Raw genomic sequence first — 20,203 nt, forward strand, 5'->3', positions numbered from 1 at the left:
TATAACTTTTTCAATTTGTAATTTTCTATTTTTATATTTTGAGAAAAGCATCGGTATTTAAAAGAGGAGAAAATGGAAAAGGCTGTAAAACTGCAGGTACGTAAAGATTTGAATAACCACCAGCAGCAGAATATAATTAAATTGAAAGGGAGTTTAATTTCCCGTGGCTATACCCAGATCATTCACATTGCCGATCAGGATGAAGAATTTCATATCAACTTTTTTGAAACCTCTAAGGATTTTAAAAATGAAGTCCAGGAATTTATAAATGCCTTTATAACAAAAGAAGATCTGGAAGATACTGTAAAGTTTCTTAAGTAGACCCCATAATTTATGAGAAAAGACCCTGTAAGATAGTACAGGGTCTTTTGTATTAAGTATATTATTTTTGCTCACTATTTCTTTTTAGATAAAGTGCTGCCGATTCGCTCATCGTGATCAATGAGCCACCCAAAATAACAATGTCCTTAAGAACTAATCTGCCCCTTCCTGAGAGATATGGGAAACCATATTGATGATCGGTCAGATGAGGAACCCAGCTCTCCGGCGTTGTAACTAAAAATGAAAGTGTTCCAATGGTGAGTATAAAGACAAGCAGGCTGCCAATCATGCTTACCATCGGCGCCCAATAATGAATGGCAACTAAAAAAGCAATACCAATCAATAGAATCCCCAGCCCATTTGCAAAAGCGTAGGTGTTATTATCAGTATGCCATTGGTGATTTTTCTGTATTAATTCTCCTTCTTTGTTTGTATAATTTTTATATTCTGATGGAGTTTTGTAGAAAAATGACATAAGAGGACTGTTTGCTACAAAGGGAACAATGCCGTCAGCTTCGTAAGTAAAGAATTTAAGTCCTCCTATCCATAGAAAAACAATTACAATGCCGGCTCGCATTAATTTTTTGCCTAATGAATCTAGATTTGCCACAGTGTTTAAAATAATACTTTTCATTGTTATTTTTTTTTAGAATTACAATGCAAAGCTAGCTGAGCAGGCTAAGGGAGAAAATGGACAAAAAATGTTATTCCCTAGACAAATCTGCTACGATGGATATCCCGGTGGTTTTTCTAAAAGTCTGGGGAGAGATTTTAGTCATTTTCTTAAATACACGGCTGAAATAATATTCGTCCTGAAATTTTAAGGCAAATGCAATTTCTTTAATACTGAGCCTGGTGAGGTGAAGGTGTTTTTTTGCTTCGAGAATTAAACGTTCCTGAATCATTTGTGTAGGGGTTTTATTGAAGCGGTTATTGCATTGCTTTGTTAAATTATTTGGAGTAATGGCCAATAGCGATGCGTAATCACTGGGTTTGTGAAGTGTCAGGAAATTTTCTTCCAGCAGGGTTTTAAATTGATCCATTTTTTCGTCTTTCTTCAGTTCGAGCCGCTCAGTGCTGTTCATTTTGATACTGCTGGATTTAGCCAGGAAAAGCTGTAAGAATGCCCTGAGTACAATTTCGGATGGTTCTTCCTGCTGGAGTTCATCAGCAAGATTCTTCACTATCTGCTTGTACAATAAATGCTGCTCTTCTGTTAGGTTAACGGACGGCTCAAGATAAATATTATTAAATAGTAAACCATTACAGGCGACTTCTTTTCTATGAAATTCAATGCAGTAAAAATCACCATGAAATTGCAGTGCCCTACAAGTTAATTTTTTAGTTTCTCTTATGTAAATGGACTGCTGGGGCGTAGAGAAAAGCACCACGGGAGCCTTGAATGGAAAAGAGGCAAAGTCGGCATAATAGATGCCTTCCCCTTCACTTATAAACAGGACAGTATATTCGCTGAATTGTACAGGATTATCCGAGAGGATATTCTCGGATTGCAGTCCAAGTAATAATGTTCCATTCTCTGAATAAATCCTGTTCATAATTTTAAATTTAGATAGAATGACAAATATAATTATATAATTATTAAACTGAATCCTATGTGTAAATTAGGGAAGGTTTTCCTTTAAATAAAAGCAAGAATATCGTACTTTTGGGCTCGCAGACAACAAACAAATTTTGAGAAAATATCTAGTCATATTACTTTCTTTTTTAATCTTATTTCCCTCTTGTGGAAGTATGTTTGTATATTTTTCATTTAAAATAAATCAGGATAAAATCGCCAGAACAATCTGCGTACAGCGAAAATTGGTTTTTAACAGCTGTAATGGTCGATGCGAGCTTCAAAAAAGCATAAAAAAATATGCTGATAATGAAAAAGAAATGCAGGATACTCTTAAGGAAAAGAGTGAACTGGTTTATATAGATAACAATCCTACGGCTGAGCTGCTTTTGATTTCCTTTACCGAGCAAAAGAAGGCTGCGTTCACGGAACTGAAAGAAAAACCGGTGTCAGTCTGCTCGGCAACATTCCGTCCTCCTTCCTGTTTTATGTAATTTTATTTCCATTCTTACTGGTATTTATTCATTGCAGCATAGCAAGTGAAAGCTATAACTGTGGCCAATTATTAAAATTTATAATGTCTTATTATAAATAAGGCTCTAGTAATTAATTGATGCTATCGCAGTTTTTTTGCACAGTACTTAAAGATTTAAAGTCACTATCGCAGCCATATTGCTGCAGCAATCTTTTTTTTGGATGATATGTAAAAAAGTTCAGCAGCCGCTAAGATGGCAATGCTGTTATCCTTTATGTATAATAACTCCAAGATCAATCAATAATCTAAATTAAAATGTATAGATCTTATTTCAATAGAAAAAGTATTTTATTTCATAAATATTTTTTTCGATTCCTTTTTCTGATTTTTCTTTTTTCAGCATTACCTTCTCTGGCACAAAACGGCCTAAAACTTCATGGTATGGTAACAGATCCTGATGGCATAGGATTAGCCGGTGTCAGGGTAACAGAAAAAGGTACTTCCAATAGTTCCCAAACCGATAATCACGGCCATTTCATCATAGAAAGCAGCAGACGTGAAGTTAGTCTGCAATTCTCCTATATGGGTTTTGAGCAAAAGGAAGGAAAATATACTCAAAAGGATGCAGGTTCGGTAATAGTAGTTTCACTATCGCCATCTGTCTCATTGCTGAAAGAAGTTTTGGTGACAGGTTATCAGACATTTGCCCGAAGCACATCCACTGCGGCCATTGCCAAAGTAGATGAAAAAACCTTAAATGAAAATATTAATGCAAATCTAGCCACTGCGCTGGAAGGCCGTGTGGCAGGTCTGATGTTTCAAAAAAATCCTGCTGGAGTCGGGGGAGACAAGCCTATTTTAAGGGGTATAGGCACTTTTTCTTCACTGCAGGTCGGATACAGTCCGCTGCTGGTAATTGATGGACTGCCGACAGAACAGGCCCTCGAAGACATCAACCCTTATGATATTGAAAGCGTAAATGTGCTTAAAGATGCGGCAGCAGCCTCCATTTATGGTTCAAGGGCAGCGAACGGCATTATTGTTTTGACTACAAAAAAAGGAAATGGCAGTTTAAAAGTAACCATCAATTCAGATTTATTTATTGCTTCAAAACCCAATCTGAGGGATATGAATTACGCCACTACAAGTGATGTAATGGATTTTGAGCAGGCTGTGTACAACAGGGAGCGGGCAAGATTTGCAAATACCGCTACAATGTTCAGCAGTTATGGAGATATCGGCAGCAGCAGTATGAAATATTACAGTCCTCTTTACCAGCTCAACAGAGATCTGGAAGAAGGAAAAATCAATAGCACAGATTACAGCAGCACCATTGCGAGATGGAGAAAGAACGACTACATGAAAGATTATCGTGATAATGCATGGCAGAATGAGCTTAGACAGCGTTATAATATTGCATTTTCAGCCAGTAACAGCAAACAGAACACCTACGTATCCTTTAATTATGACCAGGCAGCAGGGCGTATTATAAATAACGAGAGCCGATCGTTTAACCTTTATGCAAAAAGCAGTTTTCAGCTGAATAAATGGTTAGATGCAACAATTGGATTAAATGGTGCTTTAAGTAATGAGGATGTTACGGATTCTAGTTTCGGAGATTACGATATTCAAAAAAGATACGAGCGTATTGTTGATGATAACGGAAATTTGATAATATCGCCATTTGTGGGTATTAGCGATGGATTTACCTCCGCAGGTGTTATTAATCCTGCAGCAGCTGCACGAATAAACAGCCTTAGTGGATTTAAACCAGTTACTTTTAATGTTTTAGAGGAACTTCAGCAGGGTATTGCTCATCAAAACTCACTCAGTCTGAGAGCATTTGCAAATCTTCAGGCCATGCTGTGGAAAGGGTTGAGTTTTAATACGCGGTTTCAATATGAAACAAGAAAAAATGATAACGAGCAGTTCAATGACATCAATTCCTATAGAATGCGTTATGCAATTAATGCTTTAACAGGTTATAATCCCGCAATGAATGCCTACACTTACGTTGATGGTTTCTCTGCAGGAGGCCGATACAAGCAGCTAAGCAGCCGTGCCGACAACTATTCTTTCAGGAACCAGTTAGATTACAGTCAGGATTTTGGCGGTGGCAGACATGCCGTTCACGCCCTGGTGGGTACTGAAATGCGCGAGACTTTTGTACCCAGAACTGTTGAGCAATTAAGATATGGTTATGATCCAGTAACACTCAGCTCTTCTGTTATCAACAGTCTGGCGCTTAGCCAGACAGGAGTCGCAAGTTATATTTATGGAAACAATCGGACTCTGGCAGCAGGATCAAGAACACAGCAGGAAATCCTTCATCGTTATTTTTCGGTTTTTAGCAGCGTTGGTTATACCTTTTTATCCAAGTACAACATAACGGGAAGCTACAGGGTAGACAGGGCAGATTTATTTGGGGTAGACCCTAAATATAAAAACCGCCCGTTATGGTCAGCAGGTATAGGATGGAATGCCAGTAATGAATCCTTCCTGAAAGATATACAATGGGTCAGTGCGCTGAAACTTAGGGCAACTTATGGTATTAACGGAAATGTGGATCAAAGCACAACTCCATATGTAACGGCTACAAGAAGAAATGATAACTTATACCAATCGCTGCAATATATCAATATCACAGGACAGCCAAATCCAATGCTGAGATGGGAAAAAACAGAAACAGCAAATCTTGGTATGGATTACAGCCTTTTTAAAAATAAGCTAAGGGGAAGCATTGATATATATCGTAAATACAGCACCGATTTATTGGCTACGACAGATTTAGATCCAACAGTAGGGGCGCTTACCAGAAGAATTAATGCAGGTGCTTTACTAAACAAAGGAGCTGAATTTAGTATAGGCTCTGACTGGTATAATAATGGTAATTTCCGCATAAGTTCCAATTTTGTAATTGGTTTTAACCAAACTACCGTTAAGAAAATTACAAGGGCGCAATCCAATGCCTCGGTATACATAAGTTCACCATCCGATTACTTTTTAGAAAATGAAACTTACAATAGTTTATATGCCTACAAATATGGAGGAACAGTAAACGGATATCCTTATGTTCTGGATGAAAATGGAAATCCATCTATCACCTTTGATGCAGATGGAAATCCGGTATCAACCAGCATAAAAACAGTTACAAAAACGGAGGCTTTAGTAAATATGGGAACTTTAATACCCACTTACACCGGTTCTCTCTCTCAGCGATTTTCTTATGGACAATTTGATTTAAACCTGCTGTTTGTTTTCTCAGGCGGCAATGTAATGCGTAAAGATGTTCTTGATATGAGTTCTGATGCAGTAAACTATGCAGGAATTGCAGATCGTTATACAGATGCAAATCCAAACGGAAATACCCGATTATATGTTGATTTTGATGAAAGTGTTAGAAACTACGCCGGAACGATAAGCAGCCAATGGCGAAATTCAGATGTAAATGTCATTGATGGAGATTACATCAAACTTAGAAACATTTCCCTGGGCTACAGCCTGCCAAAATCTTTTACAGCTAAAAGCAGAGTGGCATCGGCTAAATTTACTTTTCAGATAAACAATCTGTGGTATTGGAGTGCTGCCGGGAATCATATTGATCCCGAAGTTTACTCGGCTAATTCCGGCACACGTAATCTGCCATTGCCTCAAACTTTCTTATTTGGTTTTAATCTTACAATCTAAAAAAATGAAACACATATATGCTTTAACACTGGCTTTTCTGATTTTAATGACTGCTTCATGTGAAGATTACACTGATGTGACGCCTAAAGGATCTTTGGTTATTGAAACAGCAGCACAATTTCATGAAATGGTCGCGCTGCCCAACAGAGGTTACCCCATCAATAACTTTCAATATTTGTCAGACGATCAATGGATGAGAGAAGCCAACGTAATAGGAAAAACTCCCAACATCGATATTATCAATTTTACTTTTGACGAAAGTACCGATAGAGTTGCTATAATGGCAGGTTCCAGTTTTTACAATCAGGCCTACACCTTTATTAACCGATGGAATACCATTATTTCTTTGGTGGATAATAGTAAAGGAGACGAAAATATTAAACAATTGGCAAAAGCCGAAGCTAAAATTTACAGGGCGTACGATCACTTTTTGTTAGTAAACACATATGCAAAAGGTTACGATCCAAACACAGCATCTACAGATGGCGGAATCTGTATTATGGATAAATTTGACTTGGAAGCGCAGCCTTCAAAATCTACAGTTGCTCAGGTTTATGAATTTATCCAGAAAGATATAGAAGAAGCACTGCCCTTTATTCAGGAAAAACCAATGGATGTTTACCATCCCTCACTAGCATTTGCTTACGCCTTTAAAGCGAAAGTTCATTTATTTAAACGTGAAATTGCACAAGCGCAAGCAGCGGCAGAAAAATCATTGAGTTATAACAATCAAATTTTTGATATGGTGGCTTACAGCAAACAAGGCGGACCGACAGCTGTTGCTGTTCCTGCTGCAAACAATGTAGAAGTGTTAAGTTATATGTACATGACGGGTTACAACGAGATGAACTTTGCGCAGAGTTATATCATTAGTCCGGAATTGAGAACTTTATTCGGAACTAATGATGCACGTTTTAATTTGTTTTTTAATTCTACCAGCACAACCAATTTAGATCAAGGTTCAGGTACAGCTTATTGGGGAACACAATATACAAGATTCTTTTATCCAACAGTTGGTATGAAAACCACTGAAGTATATTTAACTCTTGCAGAATGTTACGCTAGAGATAATAAACTAAACGAAGCTGTTGGAGTTTTAAATACCTTAAGAGCAAAACGTATTCTTTCTGGCACTGTAAATTTAGCTGTTCCAGCTACTCGAAAAGAAACAATGCAATTGGTTATAAACGAAAGAAGAAAAGAACTGCTTTTAGGTTTTAACCGTTTCTTCGATTTGAAGAGATTAAACACAGAAACCGAATATGCTAAAACGGTTACAAGAGTATTTCCTTTGGTAAACAAAACCGTTGCTCAAAAAACGTATACATTACAGCCAAACTCTCGCTTGTACATTATACCGTTTCCCTTGTCTGCTTTGCAGAAAAATCCGAAATTGACTTTAAACACAGACGAAAAACTTCCATTTTAATTCGATGAAGAAATTATTTATAATGCTGATCATGCTGTCTTTCGTGCAGCATGGTTTTGCTCAAACTCCGGAAAAAAAAGCCGACAGCACCAGCACACAGCCAAAAGGAATGCAGGCTTATAATAAGGTAATTACAGACAAAGCCAAAAGCAAATCGGGTCTTTTTACGGTAAGTCAGGTTGATACCAAATACTATTTTCAAATTCCGGACAGCTTATTCAACCGATATATGCTGGTGGTAACCCGATATCTTTCTACACCAGAAGGAATGGGAGTTTTTGGCGGAGAAAAAGCCAACGAGCAGACTATTTATTTTGAAAAAGGTTCAAATAACACCGTTTTTTTAAGATCATTACAATACAGACAAGACGTTCGTTCTGCCGATTCGATGCTGGCAAAAGCATTGGCTGGAAGCAACGAAAATCCAATTGTTGCCGCTTTTCCAATCAAAACAACCAATCCGGATAACGGAAATGTGGTAATTGATGTTACAGATGTTTTTAAAAAAGACAACGCAATGTTTGCTATCGAAAGCAAAGAAAAGACTGAGAAAAAATTAACCTCTCTAGCCGATGATAAATCTTTTATTGAAAGCATCGATACCTATCCAATCAATATTGAAGTCAAAACAACAAAGACATATGCAAGTTCTACTGCAAGCAGCGGTTCTATAACATTACGATTAAACACTTCAATTGTTTTGCTTCCAAAAACACCGATGCGTAAACGTTTTTTTGACGAAAGAGTAGGGTATTTTGCCAATAAATATGTTTTGTTTGATGATGATGAACAGCGTGCTCAAAAGAAATTCATTGTACAGCGCTACCGTTTAGAGCCAAAAGATAAAGACATCAAAAAATATCTAAGAGGAGAATTGGTCGAGCCAAAAAAACAGATTGTTTATTATATCGATCCGGCAACGCCAAAAAAATGGAGACCGTATTTAATTGCAGGAATCAACGATTGGCAGAAAGCTTTTGAAGCGGCTGGTTTTAAAAATGCGATTGTAGGAAAAGAATGGCCGGAAAATGATCCAACAATGAGTCTGGAAGATGCAAGATATTCCGTTGTAAGATATCTGGCTTCTGAAACTCCAAATGCTTACGGACCGAGAATCAGCGATCCAAGAAGCGGTGAAATTATGGAAAGCCACGTAGGCTGGTATCATAACGTGATGAAATTAGTGCAGAGATGGTACATGATTCAGGCAGGACCTTTAGATGCAAGAGCCAGAAAAATGCATCTGGATGATGAATTAATGGGACAGTTAATCCGTTTTGTTTCTTCGCATGAAATCGGTCACACGATTGGTCTGCGTCATAATATGGGAGCGAGCAGCGCAACTCCAGTAGAAAAACTTCGCGATAAAAAATGGGTTGAAGAAAATGGCCATACCGTTTCTATTATGGATTATGCCCGTTTTAATTATGTAGCACAGCCAGAAGATAATATTAGCCCAAAAGGAATCTACCCAAGAATTGGAGCATACGACAAATGGGCTGTAAAATGGGGTTATACGTATTATCCAAATGCTAAAGATGAGTTTGAAGAAGAAAAAACTCTTGCCAAATTAACAACAGACAGTTTAACGGCAAATCGTAAATTATGGTTTGGAGGCGAAGGAAAAGACGAAGATCCGCGCAGTCAGTCAGAAGATTTGGGAGACGATTCGGTTTTGGCAAGCGATTACGGAATTAAAAATCTGAAAAGAGTAGTTCCAAATTTGATTCAATGGACGTATCAGCCAAACGATGCCTACGATAATTTAGCAGACATGCATAAAGCAGTTGTATCGCAATATAGCCGCTATTTGTATCATGTATTGAAAAATATTGGAAATAATTATGTGACTAAAAGGACAGTTGACGAAAAAGGTTTAGTATATCAGCCAGTTCCGAAAGCAAAAGTAAAAGCATCAATTGATTATGTTGGAAGACAATTGTTTGTTGCCCCTCTTTGGATGTATCCAAAAGAAATCGAACAGCTTATTCCGCTGAAAACAGCCGAACAAATATCAGATCAGCAGAATCAGATTTTAAATATGCTTTTAAGTTCTGGAATGCTTTATAATATCAGCCTTAAATCGATGCAATTTGAAAGAGCTTATACGGTGCAGGAATTTTTAAATGATTTACAGCAGACCGTATGGATAAAATTCAGCGGAGATGAAAAACAGGATTTTTACAGACGTGGTTTGCAGCGCAGTTATATTGAAAAATTAAGCAGGCTTCTTTTGCCTAAAGATTTGGAAGCCGGTAAAGCTTTAGATAATGCACAGCGAAGTGATGTGAGGCTTTATGCAAAACAGCATGTCGTTAAACTAATAGATGATATTAAAAAGTTAATGAATACTGCAGCCGGATTAAACGAAGAGCATTTTGAAAATGTTCTTGCTGAGTTGGATCAAATAATGTACAAGCTCAATAAAAGTAATTTTAAAGGCTGATAGTTTTTAAACATGCATGAGAATAATAGTTTTTGAGTGTATACTAAAATAGAGGAGTATGATTCTGGTTTACTGTAATTTGAATTTTTAATGGAAAAAAAGCAACAAAAACATTTCGATATTCTTGTTGCTTTTTCAAAAAAAAATTAGCCAATAAAAAGTTCCTTATGCAGTTTAACCCAGTCTTCCATTGGTGTCATTTTTACAGGCAGTTTTTCCAGAACCTCTTTCATATTAGGATTAAACTTTGAAGGATAAGACGTAGAGCTGGCAAGCATTTCGTAATAAGACTGCACCCCTCTGGCAGCATTTTCTTCTATAACATTACTCAGGATATCTCCAAATTCTTTTGGAGGCATTGCATAGAATGTAGTTTTTTCACCCAATCCAATTGAGAATTTTTCAGCAAGATCATTTCCTTTAAGATTATCCAGACCGCTGATCATAAATGACTGGCCAGATAATTCAGGTCTAAACAAAGCTTCAACCACAAATGCACTGACATCCCTTGATGCAATCCAGCCGATTGGCATATCCTCAGGAGTAGGATAAGCTACTTTTCTTTCTTTTTTGACATAATCTGTTGTATAGGGTGCCAGTAAGTTTTCGGCATAAAAAGGCGGTTCAATAATTACATACGGGACACCGCTGTGCTCGAAGTATAATTTTACGTCTACTTTTGCATCTTCCATAGGTATTCCAATTTTCTGTGGCGCAAGATAACCGCTGGTATTCCAGACTACCATTTTTACGCCATTTTTCTTGGCTGCATCTATGACATTTTTAGCAAAATTAAATCCGTCGGCAGGATTCTGAAGGGATGCAGGTATTAATAAAGCAATCGCATCTATTCCTTTAGTGATTTCTTTCATTTTTTCTGCATCAGACATGTCTCCCAATATAGGAATTGCACCTGCGGCCGCTAATTTTGCAAAACTTTTTTCTGAGCTGGTTGCAGCGAAAACCTCTGCTCCTTTATTTTTTGCTTCTCCAATAACATGAAACTGCTGTGAACCTGTGGCTCCAAATACTAATACTTTCATTATTTTTTTTATTAAGTTGTTAAATTTTTTTATAAAATTAAATAATAACTTACTTTTGCACAAGTACTTACGATTAGGTTAGGTACTTACTAATTAGTTAGAAATATTGAAAATCAATGGAAAAAAATCTAAAAATAATTAATGCCTGTGATACAAACTGTCCTGTAAAAAAATCATTGAACATTTTGAGCGGTAAATGGACTATGATGATTTTGTATCAGATTAATACTCGAACTATAAGATACGGAGAACTTAAAAGAGCAGTAGTGGGTATTAGTGAAAAAATGCTTATTCAGGAATTGAATTCTTTAGTGGAGCATAATTTGGTCACCAAAAAAGCATACCCGGAAATTCCGCCAAGAGTCGAATATAAATTGACAGAACTAGGTTTGAAAACCTTGCCAATCATAGATCAGATAGCAGCTTTTGGACTGGAAAATTTGCTATAGTTTTTAATAATTCTTGAACTGTAAGTTCCTTTTTACAAAATCTTAGCAATTTTAGTTATCAGTATGCTGGGGGTTATCAAAAAGGTAGTATTTACCCTTTTTTTGGTATCAGACACTTTTTGATAAGATGGTAATTTTGTAATTAATTGCAAATTAGTGTTTTATGAGAAATAATAATAAAGAGAACTCCAACAGTAAATCAAGTTTTTTTAAGTCTGTTAAAAAACGAGGAGACACTCCGGTGCCACTGTCGATTCTGGATGTGGCTACTACCGGACGGGGATATTCAGCTGCACAAGCCATAAATAATAGTATCGAGCTGGCAAAATTGGCAGACCAGCGTGGATTTGCCCGTTATTGGGTAGCTGAACACCATGGCATGCCTGCAGTTTCCACTTCATCACCTGCCATGTTACTCTCAAGGCTTATCGTTGAAACAAAACAAATACGATTGGGATCTGGTGGAATGATGTTGCCAAACTTTCCTCCTCTGGTACTTGCCGAACAGTTTGGCATGCTTCAGGCGATGGCACCGGGTCGCATAGATTTGGGAATAGGGCGTGCTCCAGGTACCAATGGACTCACGGCATCAGCGCTTCGTCGTGATAGTATGGCAGCTGAAGATTTCCCTGATCAGCTGGCGGAATTGCTGCATTTTTTAGAAGATGATTTTCCTGTAGGACATCCTTTTAAGGATCGGGTATTCGCCGTTCCCGGACCAGGACAAGATCGTGAGAACGGTGTAACCCGATCTTTTGATAGCCCATCGGTATGGTTATTGGGGTCTTCAGGATATTCCGCACAATTGGCGGGAAAACTTGGGCTTCCCTTTGCCTTTGCAGCGCAGCTGGCTCCGGAAAATATGTTATTTGCCTTTGAACTTTACAAAAAGAACTTCAAACCTTCAAATGTTCTCGATGAACCCCATACAATAGCATGTTTCTCTGTCTTTGCCGCAGATGATGAACAAGAAGCAAAAGTACAAACACATTCTTTTTCACATAGCATGCTGCGCATGATGAGTGGAAAATCTTATGTAATTCCATCTCCGGAAGAATTGAAAAACTACAACTATACTATCTCAGAAAAGCTTACGCTTGAAAGCTGGAACCAAAAAATGATATTTGGAACTGCTGAACAGGTTATAAAAAGGCTCAATGAATTTCAAAAGATTTCAGGAGCCAATGAACTTATGATAGCTAATTTGGGATATTCTCCCGAGGGGATATTGCATTCTGCTGAATTGATAGCGGATGCTTATAATATGCCAGCATGGAATTAAATGGTGGAGAAATGCAAAAGACAGCAATTCGTTCTGAAATACTATCAGGTTATCAGAATGGTATTAAATTGTAAGTATATGGTACTTTAAAAATAATTCTCTCTCAAGACCTTTGCACTAATTATTACCTTAAAAATTTTTAGGTAACCAACGTGTAACATTATTAAAATAAAATAGAAATTTTATGAAAAAATTAATTTTTGCAATATCTTTTTTGCTATTGGCTGTCTTTTCGTTCGGACAAACCAATTCAGCTGCAAAACCAACTGTTCAGTTAGTTAGAAATGCAACACTACTCATAGAGTATGGAGGGAAAAAAATATTGGTTGATCCAATGCTCTCACCAAAAGGAGCAATTGATTCCTGGGCTGGAATTCAAAGAAATCCAACTATTGAATTGAAAATGCCAGTAGAAGATATAATTAAAGATGTTGATTTGGTCATTGTCACACATACACATGAGGACCATTTTGACGAAATTGCCAGCAAAACGCTTAATAAATCATTAGAATTGATGATCCAGCCAGCAGATAAAGAATTCTTTCAAAAGGAAGGTTTCACTAATGCAAGCATTATTGATGATAATAAGCTATGGAATGGTATAACAATATATCGATTAGATGGACAGCATGGAACCGGTAAAGTGTTAGAGATGATGGGTAAGACTTCCGGGTTTATATTAAAGGCGCAAAATCAACCGACAGTTTACATTGTTGGAGATGCAATCTGGACAGATAATATCAAGAAAAATATCCAAAAGTTTAAGCCCGAATATATTATTGTTAATTCTGGAGGAGCACTTATTAAAGGCTTCGAAAATTTTCCAATTATTATGAATGAAGATCAGACAATGAATTTGTTACGTGAAAGCGGTAAGGCAAAAGTTATAGCAGTGCACATGGATGCACTGGATCATTGCCGCACAACAAGAAGTTCTTTAAGCAAGAAAGCAGACGAATTCAAGATAGGTAAAGACAAATTAATAATCCCTCAAGATACCGAAGTGGTGACACTTTCTAATTAAGACCAATTCCATTTTTTTATAGAAGGAAATCAAATCAACAGATTAAATTTTCCAATCTCGCTGCAAAATTTCTTTATAGAATCAGATTAAACAACAAACCCACTAAAATATAGTGGGTTTGTTGATTTTTAGCACTTCTGCAATAGTTTGATCTTCATTAATTGCATTATTAATGAAAGTTTTTAATGTATTGTTTAAGCTTGTTTTTATAAATGTAAAGTATAATTACAGCTTTTGTTAATCCAGTAAGCTCTTTAATTCTATTTTTTGATAATCATAAATCCCTTCTTTAAGCTGATTAATGCCGCCAACAAGTATCTGGAAATCCTTAATCCCGAATTCTTTTAAACGCTTGGCAAACTCATACACATCTTCCTTCATCATCATGTCATAAAGGACAATATTTTTGCCGTTGTAGGCAGTCATTTTTTCTTTACTAAGTGTCTGTAATGGTATGCTGACAGCATTTTTTAGCTTTCCAACGTTTTTCCAGCCATCTTTGGAAGTGCTGTTGTATTCAGGCTCTGTTCTAATATCTATGATAATAGTATTTTTCTTTTTGGAAAGGTTCGCTAATTCTTCAGGCAGAATCATCTGATACTTCGTTTTCAAAAAAGGCCGATCATTGGCTGGAATAGTTCTGGTTAAATTCTCAATGCCAAAAAGCAGCACACTCGTTTTATATCCATTTTCAATTAAATAATTGGCGGCAATTGGACTTAACGTACCTTCATTATCAATTACCAGAATAGTTTTGTTTTTGTCCAGCAACTTTAAATGGTCTTTTATTTTGTTGTAAGGCAAATGAAGAGCAGATTTGATAATTCCAAATGAATTTGCCCTCTCAATATTCGCCTTTCCATAATACAAACTATCTGGTCTTACATCCACGATCTGGCAGTTTTTGTCTTTAAGGGCTTTCGTAAAATCAGACGGGGATGTTAATTTGTATTTTAGGCTGTTGGTGTAATACTTATTTTTATACGGCATTTCGCTTTCAGAAAGGGTATTGAAGTATGATAATCCGCCGTTGATATTTACTACATGTAAAAAGGAACTATCACGGAGTTGTTTGGCTAAATACCTAGATCTTTTACTATGACTGCAATAAAGATAAATCGTGTCATTCTTATGCTTTAAATATTCAGGGTAATGCTTGGCAAAATCAGCAAAATCAGTTTCTATGGCTCCTTTTATTTTACCCTGATTGTAGGGTGCAGCTTTAATGCTGTCGTTTCTTTCGGCTTCAGAGCGTATGTCGTAATAAAAAAGTTTAGGGTTTTGATCCAGCTTTTTAAAGAAGTCATTCCATGAAATAGTCTGATAACGTACATTGTCCGACTTGAAATCCTGGGCATAAAAACAAAAATTTAAAAGAGACAAAATAGTTGTAAGAAGGTATTTACTCATTTTTATCATTTAGATGCGATTATATTCTGATGTTAAATTGTGACATGGATCTTTTTAAAAAGCAGAAGCTAAAAGTCCTTATTAAGGAAAGCAAAGTTGATGGAATTAGAACGAATGGCCAAAAAAGAAAGAAGCAGGAAATATAGATAAACATTCCAGTTAACTTTGATAATAGAGCTTTTTGTATTGGTATTTACACTAATTGTTTTATGCTTTAATATTTGGCTTTAGTTTTTTAGCGCAAGTAATAATTCGGCTTTACATAGTATTCTTTTGAAGTCTATTATAAGCGATTTGCGGCGCAGCATCAAAGTGCAATTAAAGATGCCAAAAGTGTAATTTTTAAAGAAAGAGCTGTGTATACTTTTGCAGCGGCGCACAAATAGCTTAGCCGGCATAAGATATTGCGTCTACACTGAATTATTATATAAAATTAAAAATTTCACATGAAAATAATGCAAACTGCGCTTGCAGTCCTTTCACTTTTCTTTTGTGCACTAAATAGCAATGCACAAAATGGTAATTTCAAAATTCCAAATGATCGTAAGATAAATATAGGAGTTTTAGTATATGATGGAGTAGAGATAGTAGATACGGGAGGTCCAATTGATGTTTTTGTTAAGGCCAATAATATAACTGGGAAATACAAAATATACACTGTATCAGCTACAGAAAAAAAGAAAATAATTATGGATGGAGGAACAGTAAACCTAGTGTCTCAATTTACGATTTTTGATGCTCCTCAATCAGATATCCTGATTATCCCCGGGACATCTCCGGAGATTGTCAGAACTATATCCAAAGACAAAAATATGATGGATTGGATTGTAAAGCAAAATGAAAAGACCCAAATTACAATGTCAGTTTGTACCGGAGGTCTTATACTAGCCAATACGGGTCTGCTTGACGGACGTGCGGCAACTACACACCATTGGTCCTTGGATGAGTTGAGATCACATCCAAAAATAAAAGTAAAGCAAGAGGCAAGATTTGTAGCAGATGGTAAGTTTTTGACCGGTGCAGGAGTTACTTCTGGAATTGATACGGCACTTGAGGCAGTAGAATTGATACATGGTAAAGACTTTGCAGACGAAATTGCTCAAGGAATGGTCTACGATCGTTACAATGATATGGATTTTTTATTAAAAAAATAAGACTCAATCAACTACTGATGAATTCAATTTGTCAGTAGTTATTCTATTTTATTATCAGAATGTTTTCTATGAAACTCCTTGGGAGTTTTACCGGTATGTTTCTTGAAGAACCGGTTGAAGTAACTGTCAGTCTCAAATCCGAGCTGCCACGCAATTTCCTTGACTGATGCCTCTGACCAGTACAGCAGTCTTTTTGCTTCCAGTAATAAGTGGTCATCTATAAGCTGTTTGGGAGTCTTAAAAGTTGAAGATTTTACTAAATTGGCTAATACACGTGTACTTACATTAAGTGTATCGGCGTAGAATTTTACCTGATGCTGTTTTATGAAATTTTCCTTTAAAAGCAATCTAAAGCTATCGTAGCTTCCATTTTTATTCTGCTCAAAAACGGGATATGTTTCTGAAAGATTATTACAGTGGACTATAATGACATGCAGTAATGCTTTAATTAATTCATAATCCTTATTTACTTTTGAACCTTCCCTTGCCATAATCCTGATGATTTCATCGAGTTGAATAAGTTCATCTGAAGAAATATTGATAAATGGTCTGGAAAATACTTTGCTTACTTTTTGTAAAAATTTAGGCTGTTGATCTGAAATGAAATTTGTAGAGAATGCTATCGAAACTATTTTGCAGCCACTCATGTCCGGATGCGTGTGAACCTGGTCTATGTCCAGCATTAAAATTGCTGGAGATGAAACTAGTTCATGCTTGAAATCAGAAAGATGGGCAACCTTGCCCTCGTATAAAAAACTCAGGATATAATAGTCGTGACTGTGAGCATTTAGATCAGAATGCATAAATTGATGCAGATCCTCTTTTTCAAGGAATACAAAATCATTTTTTAAGTTGATGTTATATCTAGGTAAGATATTATCCATTATTTTAAGTTTTCAATTCAGCTAATTAAGGATTTGCTATTTTCTGCATAAAATTCGTTTGAGATACACAATTTTTTTCTTACTGCATTTTTTTGTCATGAAATTGATAGTTTGCGATTTTCAAATTTAGCATTTCTTCGCCAATTTCACAAAATCACTTTTAAAATCTGCATTCTCTTGAATATTTTTTTTGATTCTCTATTTGATTGCATGTTAAATAATTTGAAATAGAATTAATAATATAAGCTGAAATCTTTAAATCTTAAGGTAAGAGGTTACTCAATTCAGGTAGATTTTTTGTTTTCTATAATTTAGTTTTTTTAAAATCGAAGAAAAAATACTCCGGTACCTTCGGTCGGAAACTTTGTGCAGAAAGCAGACAGAATCCTCTAGGATCAATAGTAGAAGAAGGAAAATATAAAATTTCGCAAACTGTTAGTTGATTCTACGAAACCCACAGTTAGAATGGAAAGCCTTTAAAATATAGAATTATGCACGAAGTTTAATACCAATTTCCAAAAGACAGACGAAATGACTATTTTGGATTTAGAATTGCTAAAAAAATAAAAAGAAAAGCAGTTCATTGAAAGTTATTATAGAAAGCTGTGCTAATATTTCCTGACTTACCACTCACAATCTAAACTTAATTATCATAGAATAATAAAAAAAAGCTTCAGATTTCTCTGAAACTTTACTTATAACGGCAAGCATTCAAATATCTAACCACTTTATTAAAGATTTTTATATGATTACTATATTAGCATGTTGATCTTTACTGATTTGAAAAGCTAAGAAAAACTAAAAAATTAACAGAGAGCGGATCTGCTACAGAATGAATTGCAGAATTTCTACCTCTTGCAGAAAGAGGGCATAAATAAAATTATAAATGACTAACTTTACATTTTAGAATTATTATTTAGCAATGGAAAAAATAGCTGTAATTGGAGGACTTGGAACGCTTTCTGGAGGAGATTTGTTTTTTAAACTTCTTAAAAATAAAGAAGTTCTCAGAAATCAGTTAGATTACTATTTTATATTTGAACAACAGCCTTACAATCAAATTAATATGCCGCTGAATGACGAGGCAGATATCAAATCTAGAAAATATTATACTTATAATGTCTGTAAAAATTTTGAAAAAACAGATGTTACAAAAATTCTTCTTCCATGTTTTGCAAGTCATTCTTTCATTGAAGAATTACAAAAAGAAATTGAAATTCCAATTGTCAATATTTTTAATGCTTTAGAGAATCATATTACGACAAAATTTAAAAAAGATACAAAAATTGGGGTACTTACTTCTAATTTTGTAAAAAATCTTCCTATAGATAAAAAATATTTATCTGGATTTCATTTGGTCTTTCCAGATAAACAAGATTTAATAATGGAAGCGATTTATGGAGAAATAGGTATTAAAAATGGATATTTAGATGGTGTTTCGCTTGAGCAGATTACTACCGTCTGTTTGAATCTTTTAGATCAAGGATGTGAAGTTATTCTTCCGATGATTACTGAAATTTCACTTGTTTCAGAACAACTTTGGAAAAGAGGAATACCTGTTATTGATGTAAATCAAATTTATGCAGATTATGCTCTTGGAACTACAAAAAGAAATCTTAAAAAGATTTTTAAATTAGGAATTATGGGTGGTGTAGGACCTGCTGCAACTGTTGATTTCATGAATAAGATCATTGAAAGTACTCCAGCAGAGAAGGATCAGGATCACATAAAAATGATTGTGGAGCAAAATCCGCAGATTCCAGACCGTACTGCAAATTTGGTTCGTAAAGAGACTGATCCAACCATTGCAATGTATTCAACCTGTAAAAGACTAGAAGCTGAGGGAGCAGATGCTATTGCAATTCCTTGCAATACAGCGCATGCATTTGTTGAAAGTATTCAAGAACATTTAAAGATTCCAATTATAAATATGCTCAAAATAACTGCTGAGTTTATTTTAGACAAATTTGGTAGTAAAGCAAAAGTCGGTTTGCTGGCAACATCTGGAACAATTCAAAGTCATGTTTATCATGAAATATTTAAAGAGTTTAATTTCAAAGTAGTTGTACCAGATGAAATGCATCAGCAATTTGTAATGGAAAGTATTTATGGAGATCATGGAGTAAAAGCAGGCTTCCAAAAAGGGGTATGTAAAGATAATATAATGAAAGCGGCTGATCATCTTATTGATAATAATGTAGATATTGTAATTCTGGGGTGTACCGAACTCCCCTTGATGTTCAAAAATGAAACAGAAATAATTAGAGGCAGCAAGCGTATTCCATTGGTAGATCCGACATTAATATTGGCAAAAAAAATAGTCAACATTGTTTTTTAATCTTGGATTTCCAAAAAAGCCTGTTAATAAAGATCAACAAAAATACCTTAGAGCAGGATAGGAAATTAGTGGACAATAGTATATTAAACTGATCGATGGCCATAATTTTTTTAATGATCTGTTTAAAGATCGGATAGAAAAAACGCATAAAGGCGTTTCAGATCCTGAGGCTGAAAAAGAGTATCCTAATTCTGAAAAAAAAAGTATTGGATCATTATGTTTTCCTCTCAAAAATTATCTTTTACGCAATCCGTACTTCAAAATTAAAAAGCAGTGAAGGAATAATTTTCAATGTATCAACAACGTATAAAGAAATCGAAGTCTGAAAATTTTGATAGCTACGAAGAGCATATTTTTACTGATTTTTACGTCATTAAAAAGTCAGATGGATTTTTTGATGAACCTATTTTTTTTATGGATAAATAAATTCTGCAAAAAAGATTTTAGGGGAGTCTAACTCGAAAATATAACTGTTTAAATGATTTTCCAAAGGCTTACATTACTAATAAAAATTATGGAAGCTGTTTAAATTATTTTACTACTGAGTCTTATACTATTTATAATTCAAAAAATAATTTTCAATTTCTGTGACCTATTTAAAGGTAATAATCACCTCAGAATAAGACAATTTTACTGTGATTGAAAAATATTTATGGATTTTTTTTACTGATATTTAATATTTCTA

Annotated in this window: 15 protein-coding genes; 10 read left to right on the top strand and 5 right to left on the bottom strand. The window is 35.4% G+C overall.

Annotated elements, in window-relative coordinates:
* The first annotated feature begins 72 nt into the window (after window positions 1-72).
* A complete protein-coding gene (locus ACFO3N_RS18215; protein ID WP_149207751.1) occupies window positions 73-321 on the top strand; it encodes a hypothetical protein in 249 nt (82 codons plus the stop codon).
* Between the two features lie 61 nt (window positions 322-382).
* On the opposite strand, the gene ACFO3N_RS18220 is transcribed toward ACFO3N_RS18215, so the two are convergent.
* Both ACFO3N_RS18220 and ACFO3N_RS18225 read right to left on the bottom strand, forming a co-directional pair.
* On the bottom strand, window positions 383-955 hold the full coding sequence (locus tag ACFO3N_RS18220; RefSeq protein ID WP_149207750.1) for a DUF417 family protein: 573 nt from the start codon (window positions 953-955) through the stop codon (window positions 383-385).
* A gap of 70 nt (window positions 956-1,025) precedes the next feature.
* The gene (locus tag ACFO3N_RS18225; protein ID WP_379800113.1) at window positions 1,026-1,877 is read right to left on the bottom strand and encodes a helix-turn-helix domain-containing protein; all 852 of its coding nucleotides are present in this window, start codon (window positions 1,875-1,877) and stop codon (window positions 1,026-1,028) included.
* A 196-nt stretch (window positions 1,878-2,073) separates the two neighbouring features.
* Between ACFO3N_RS18225 and ACFO3N_RS18230 the strand changes: the two genes are divergently transcribed.
* The 4 genes from ACFO3N_RS18230 to ACFO3N_RS18245 all read left to right on the top strand — a co-directional run bounded on the left by ACFO3N_RS18230 (window position 2,074) and on the right by ACFO3N_RS18245 (window position 9,934).
* Window positions 2,074-2,391, top strand: a complete 318-nt coding sequence (locus tag ACFO3N_RS18230; protein WP_379800115.1) for a hypothetical protein — start codon at window positions 2,074-2,076, stop codon at window positions 2,389-2,391.
* A gap of 422 nt (window positions 2,392-2,813) precedes the next feature.
* On the top strand, window positions 2,814-6,059 hold the full coding sequence (locus ACFO3N_RS18235; RefSeq protein ID WP_379800117.1) for a SusC/RagA family TonB-linked outer membrane protein: 3,246 nt from the start codon (window positions 2,814-2,816) through the stop codon (window positions 6,057-6,059).
* A gap of 4 nt (window positions 6,060-6,063) precedes the next feature.
* Window positions 6,064-7,488, top strand: coding sequence for a RagB/SusD family nutrient uptake outer membrane protein (locus ACFO3N_RS18240; protein ID WP_379800119.1), 1,425 nt, complete (start codon window positions 6,064-6,066; stop codon window positions 7,486-7,488).
* A 4-nt stretch (window positions 7,489-7,492) separates the two neighbouring features.
* Window positions 7,493-9,934 (top strand): zinc-dependent metalloprotease, encoded by a 2,442-nt coding sequence (locus tag ACFO3N_RS18245; RefSeq protein ID WP_379800121.1) that lies wholly within the window; start codon window positions 7,493-7,495, stop codon window positions 9,932-9,934.
* A gap of 146 nt (window positions 9,935-10,080) precedes the next feature.
* Here the strand turns inward: ACFO3N_RS18245 and ACFO3N_RS18250 are convergent, their stop codons facing one another.
* Window positions 10,081-10,977 (bottom strand): SDR family oxidoreductase, encoded by an 897-nt coding sequence (locus ACFO3N_RS18250; protein WP_379800123.1) that lies wholly within the window; start codon window positions 10,975-10,977, stop codon window positions 10,081-10,083.
* Window positions 10,978-11,093: 116 nt separating this feature from the next.
* Between ACFO3N_RS18250 and ACFO3N_RS18255 the strand changes: the two genes are divergently transcribed.
* The 3 genes from ACFO3N_RS18255 (at window position 11,094) to ACFO3N_RS18265 (ending at window position 13,732) form a co-directional block, all read left to right on the top strand.
* Complete coding sequence (locus ACFO3N_RS18255) at window positions 11,094-11,426, top strand: winged helix-turn-helix transcriptional regulator (protein ID WP_379800125.1); 333 nt, start codon at window positions 11,094-11,096, stop codon at window positions 11,424-11,426.
* Window positions 11,427-11,589: 163 nt separating this feature from the next.
* Window positions 11,590-12,708 (top strand): LLM class flavin-dependent oxidoreductase, encoded by a 1,119-nt coding sequence (locus ACFO3N_RS18260; RefSeq protein WP_379800127.1) that lies wholly within the window; start codon window positions 11,590-11,592, stop codon window positions 12,706-12,708.
* Between the two features lie 184 nt (window positions 12,709-12,892).
* On the top strand, window positions 12,893-13,732 hold the full coding sequence (locus tag ACFO3N_RS18265) for an MBL fold metallo-hydrolase (protein WP_379800129.1): 840 nt from the start codon (window positions 12,893-12,895) through the stop codon (window positions 13,730-13,732).
* 237 nt (window positions 13,733-13,969) lie between these two features.
* On the opposite strand, the gene ACFO3N_RS18270 is transcribed toward ACFO3N_RS18265, so the two are convergent.
* Window positions 13,970-15,142: a rhodanese-like domain-containing protein gene (locus tag ACFO3N_RS18270; protein WP_379800131.1), complete on the bottom strand. Its 1,173-nt coding sequence runs from the start codon at window positions 15,140-15,142 to the stop codon at window positions 13,970-13,972.
* A 455-nt stretch (window positions 15,143-15,597) separates the two neighbouring features.
* Between ACFO3N_RS18270 and ACFO3N_RS18275 the strand changes: the two genes are divergently transcribed.
* Window positions 15,598-16,296: a DJ-1/PfpI family protein gene (locus tag ACFO3N_RS18275; RefSeq protein ID WP_379800133.1), complete on the top strand. Its 699-nt coding sequence runs from the start codon at window positions 15,598-15,600 to the stop codon at window positions 16,294-16,296.
* 38 nt (window positions 16,297-16,334) lie between these two features.
* Here the strand turns inward: ACFO3N_RS18275 and ACFO3N_RS18280 are convergent, their stop codons facing one another.
* A complete protein-coding gene (locus tag ACFO3N_RS18280) occupies window positions 16,335-17,180 on the bottom strand; it encodes an AraC family transcriptional regulator (RefSeq protein ID WP_379800136.1) in 846 nt (281 codons plus the stop codon).
* 922 nt (window positions 17,181-18,102) lie between these two features.
* Between ACFO3N_RS18280 and cuyB the strand changes: the two genes are divergently transcribed.
* Entirely contained in the window at window positions 18,103-19,518 is a 1,416-nt protein-coding gene (gene cuyB / locus ACFO3N_RS18285) for a cysteate racemase (RefSeq protein ID WP_379800139.1), read from the top strand.
* Window positions 19,519-20,203: the final 685 nt, after the last annotated feature.

Source organism: Flavobacterium chungangensis (assembly GCF_042654045.1).
GTDB classification, from domain to species: domain Bacteria; phylum Bacteroidota; class Bacteroidia; order Flavobacteriales; family Flavobacteriaceae; genus Flavobacterium; species Flavobacterium chungangensis.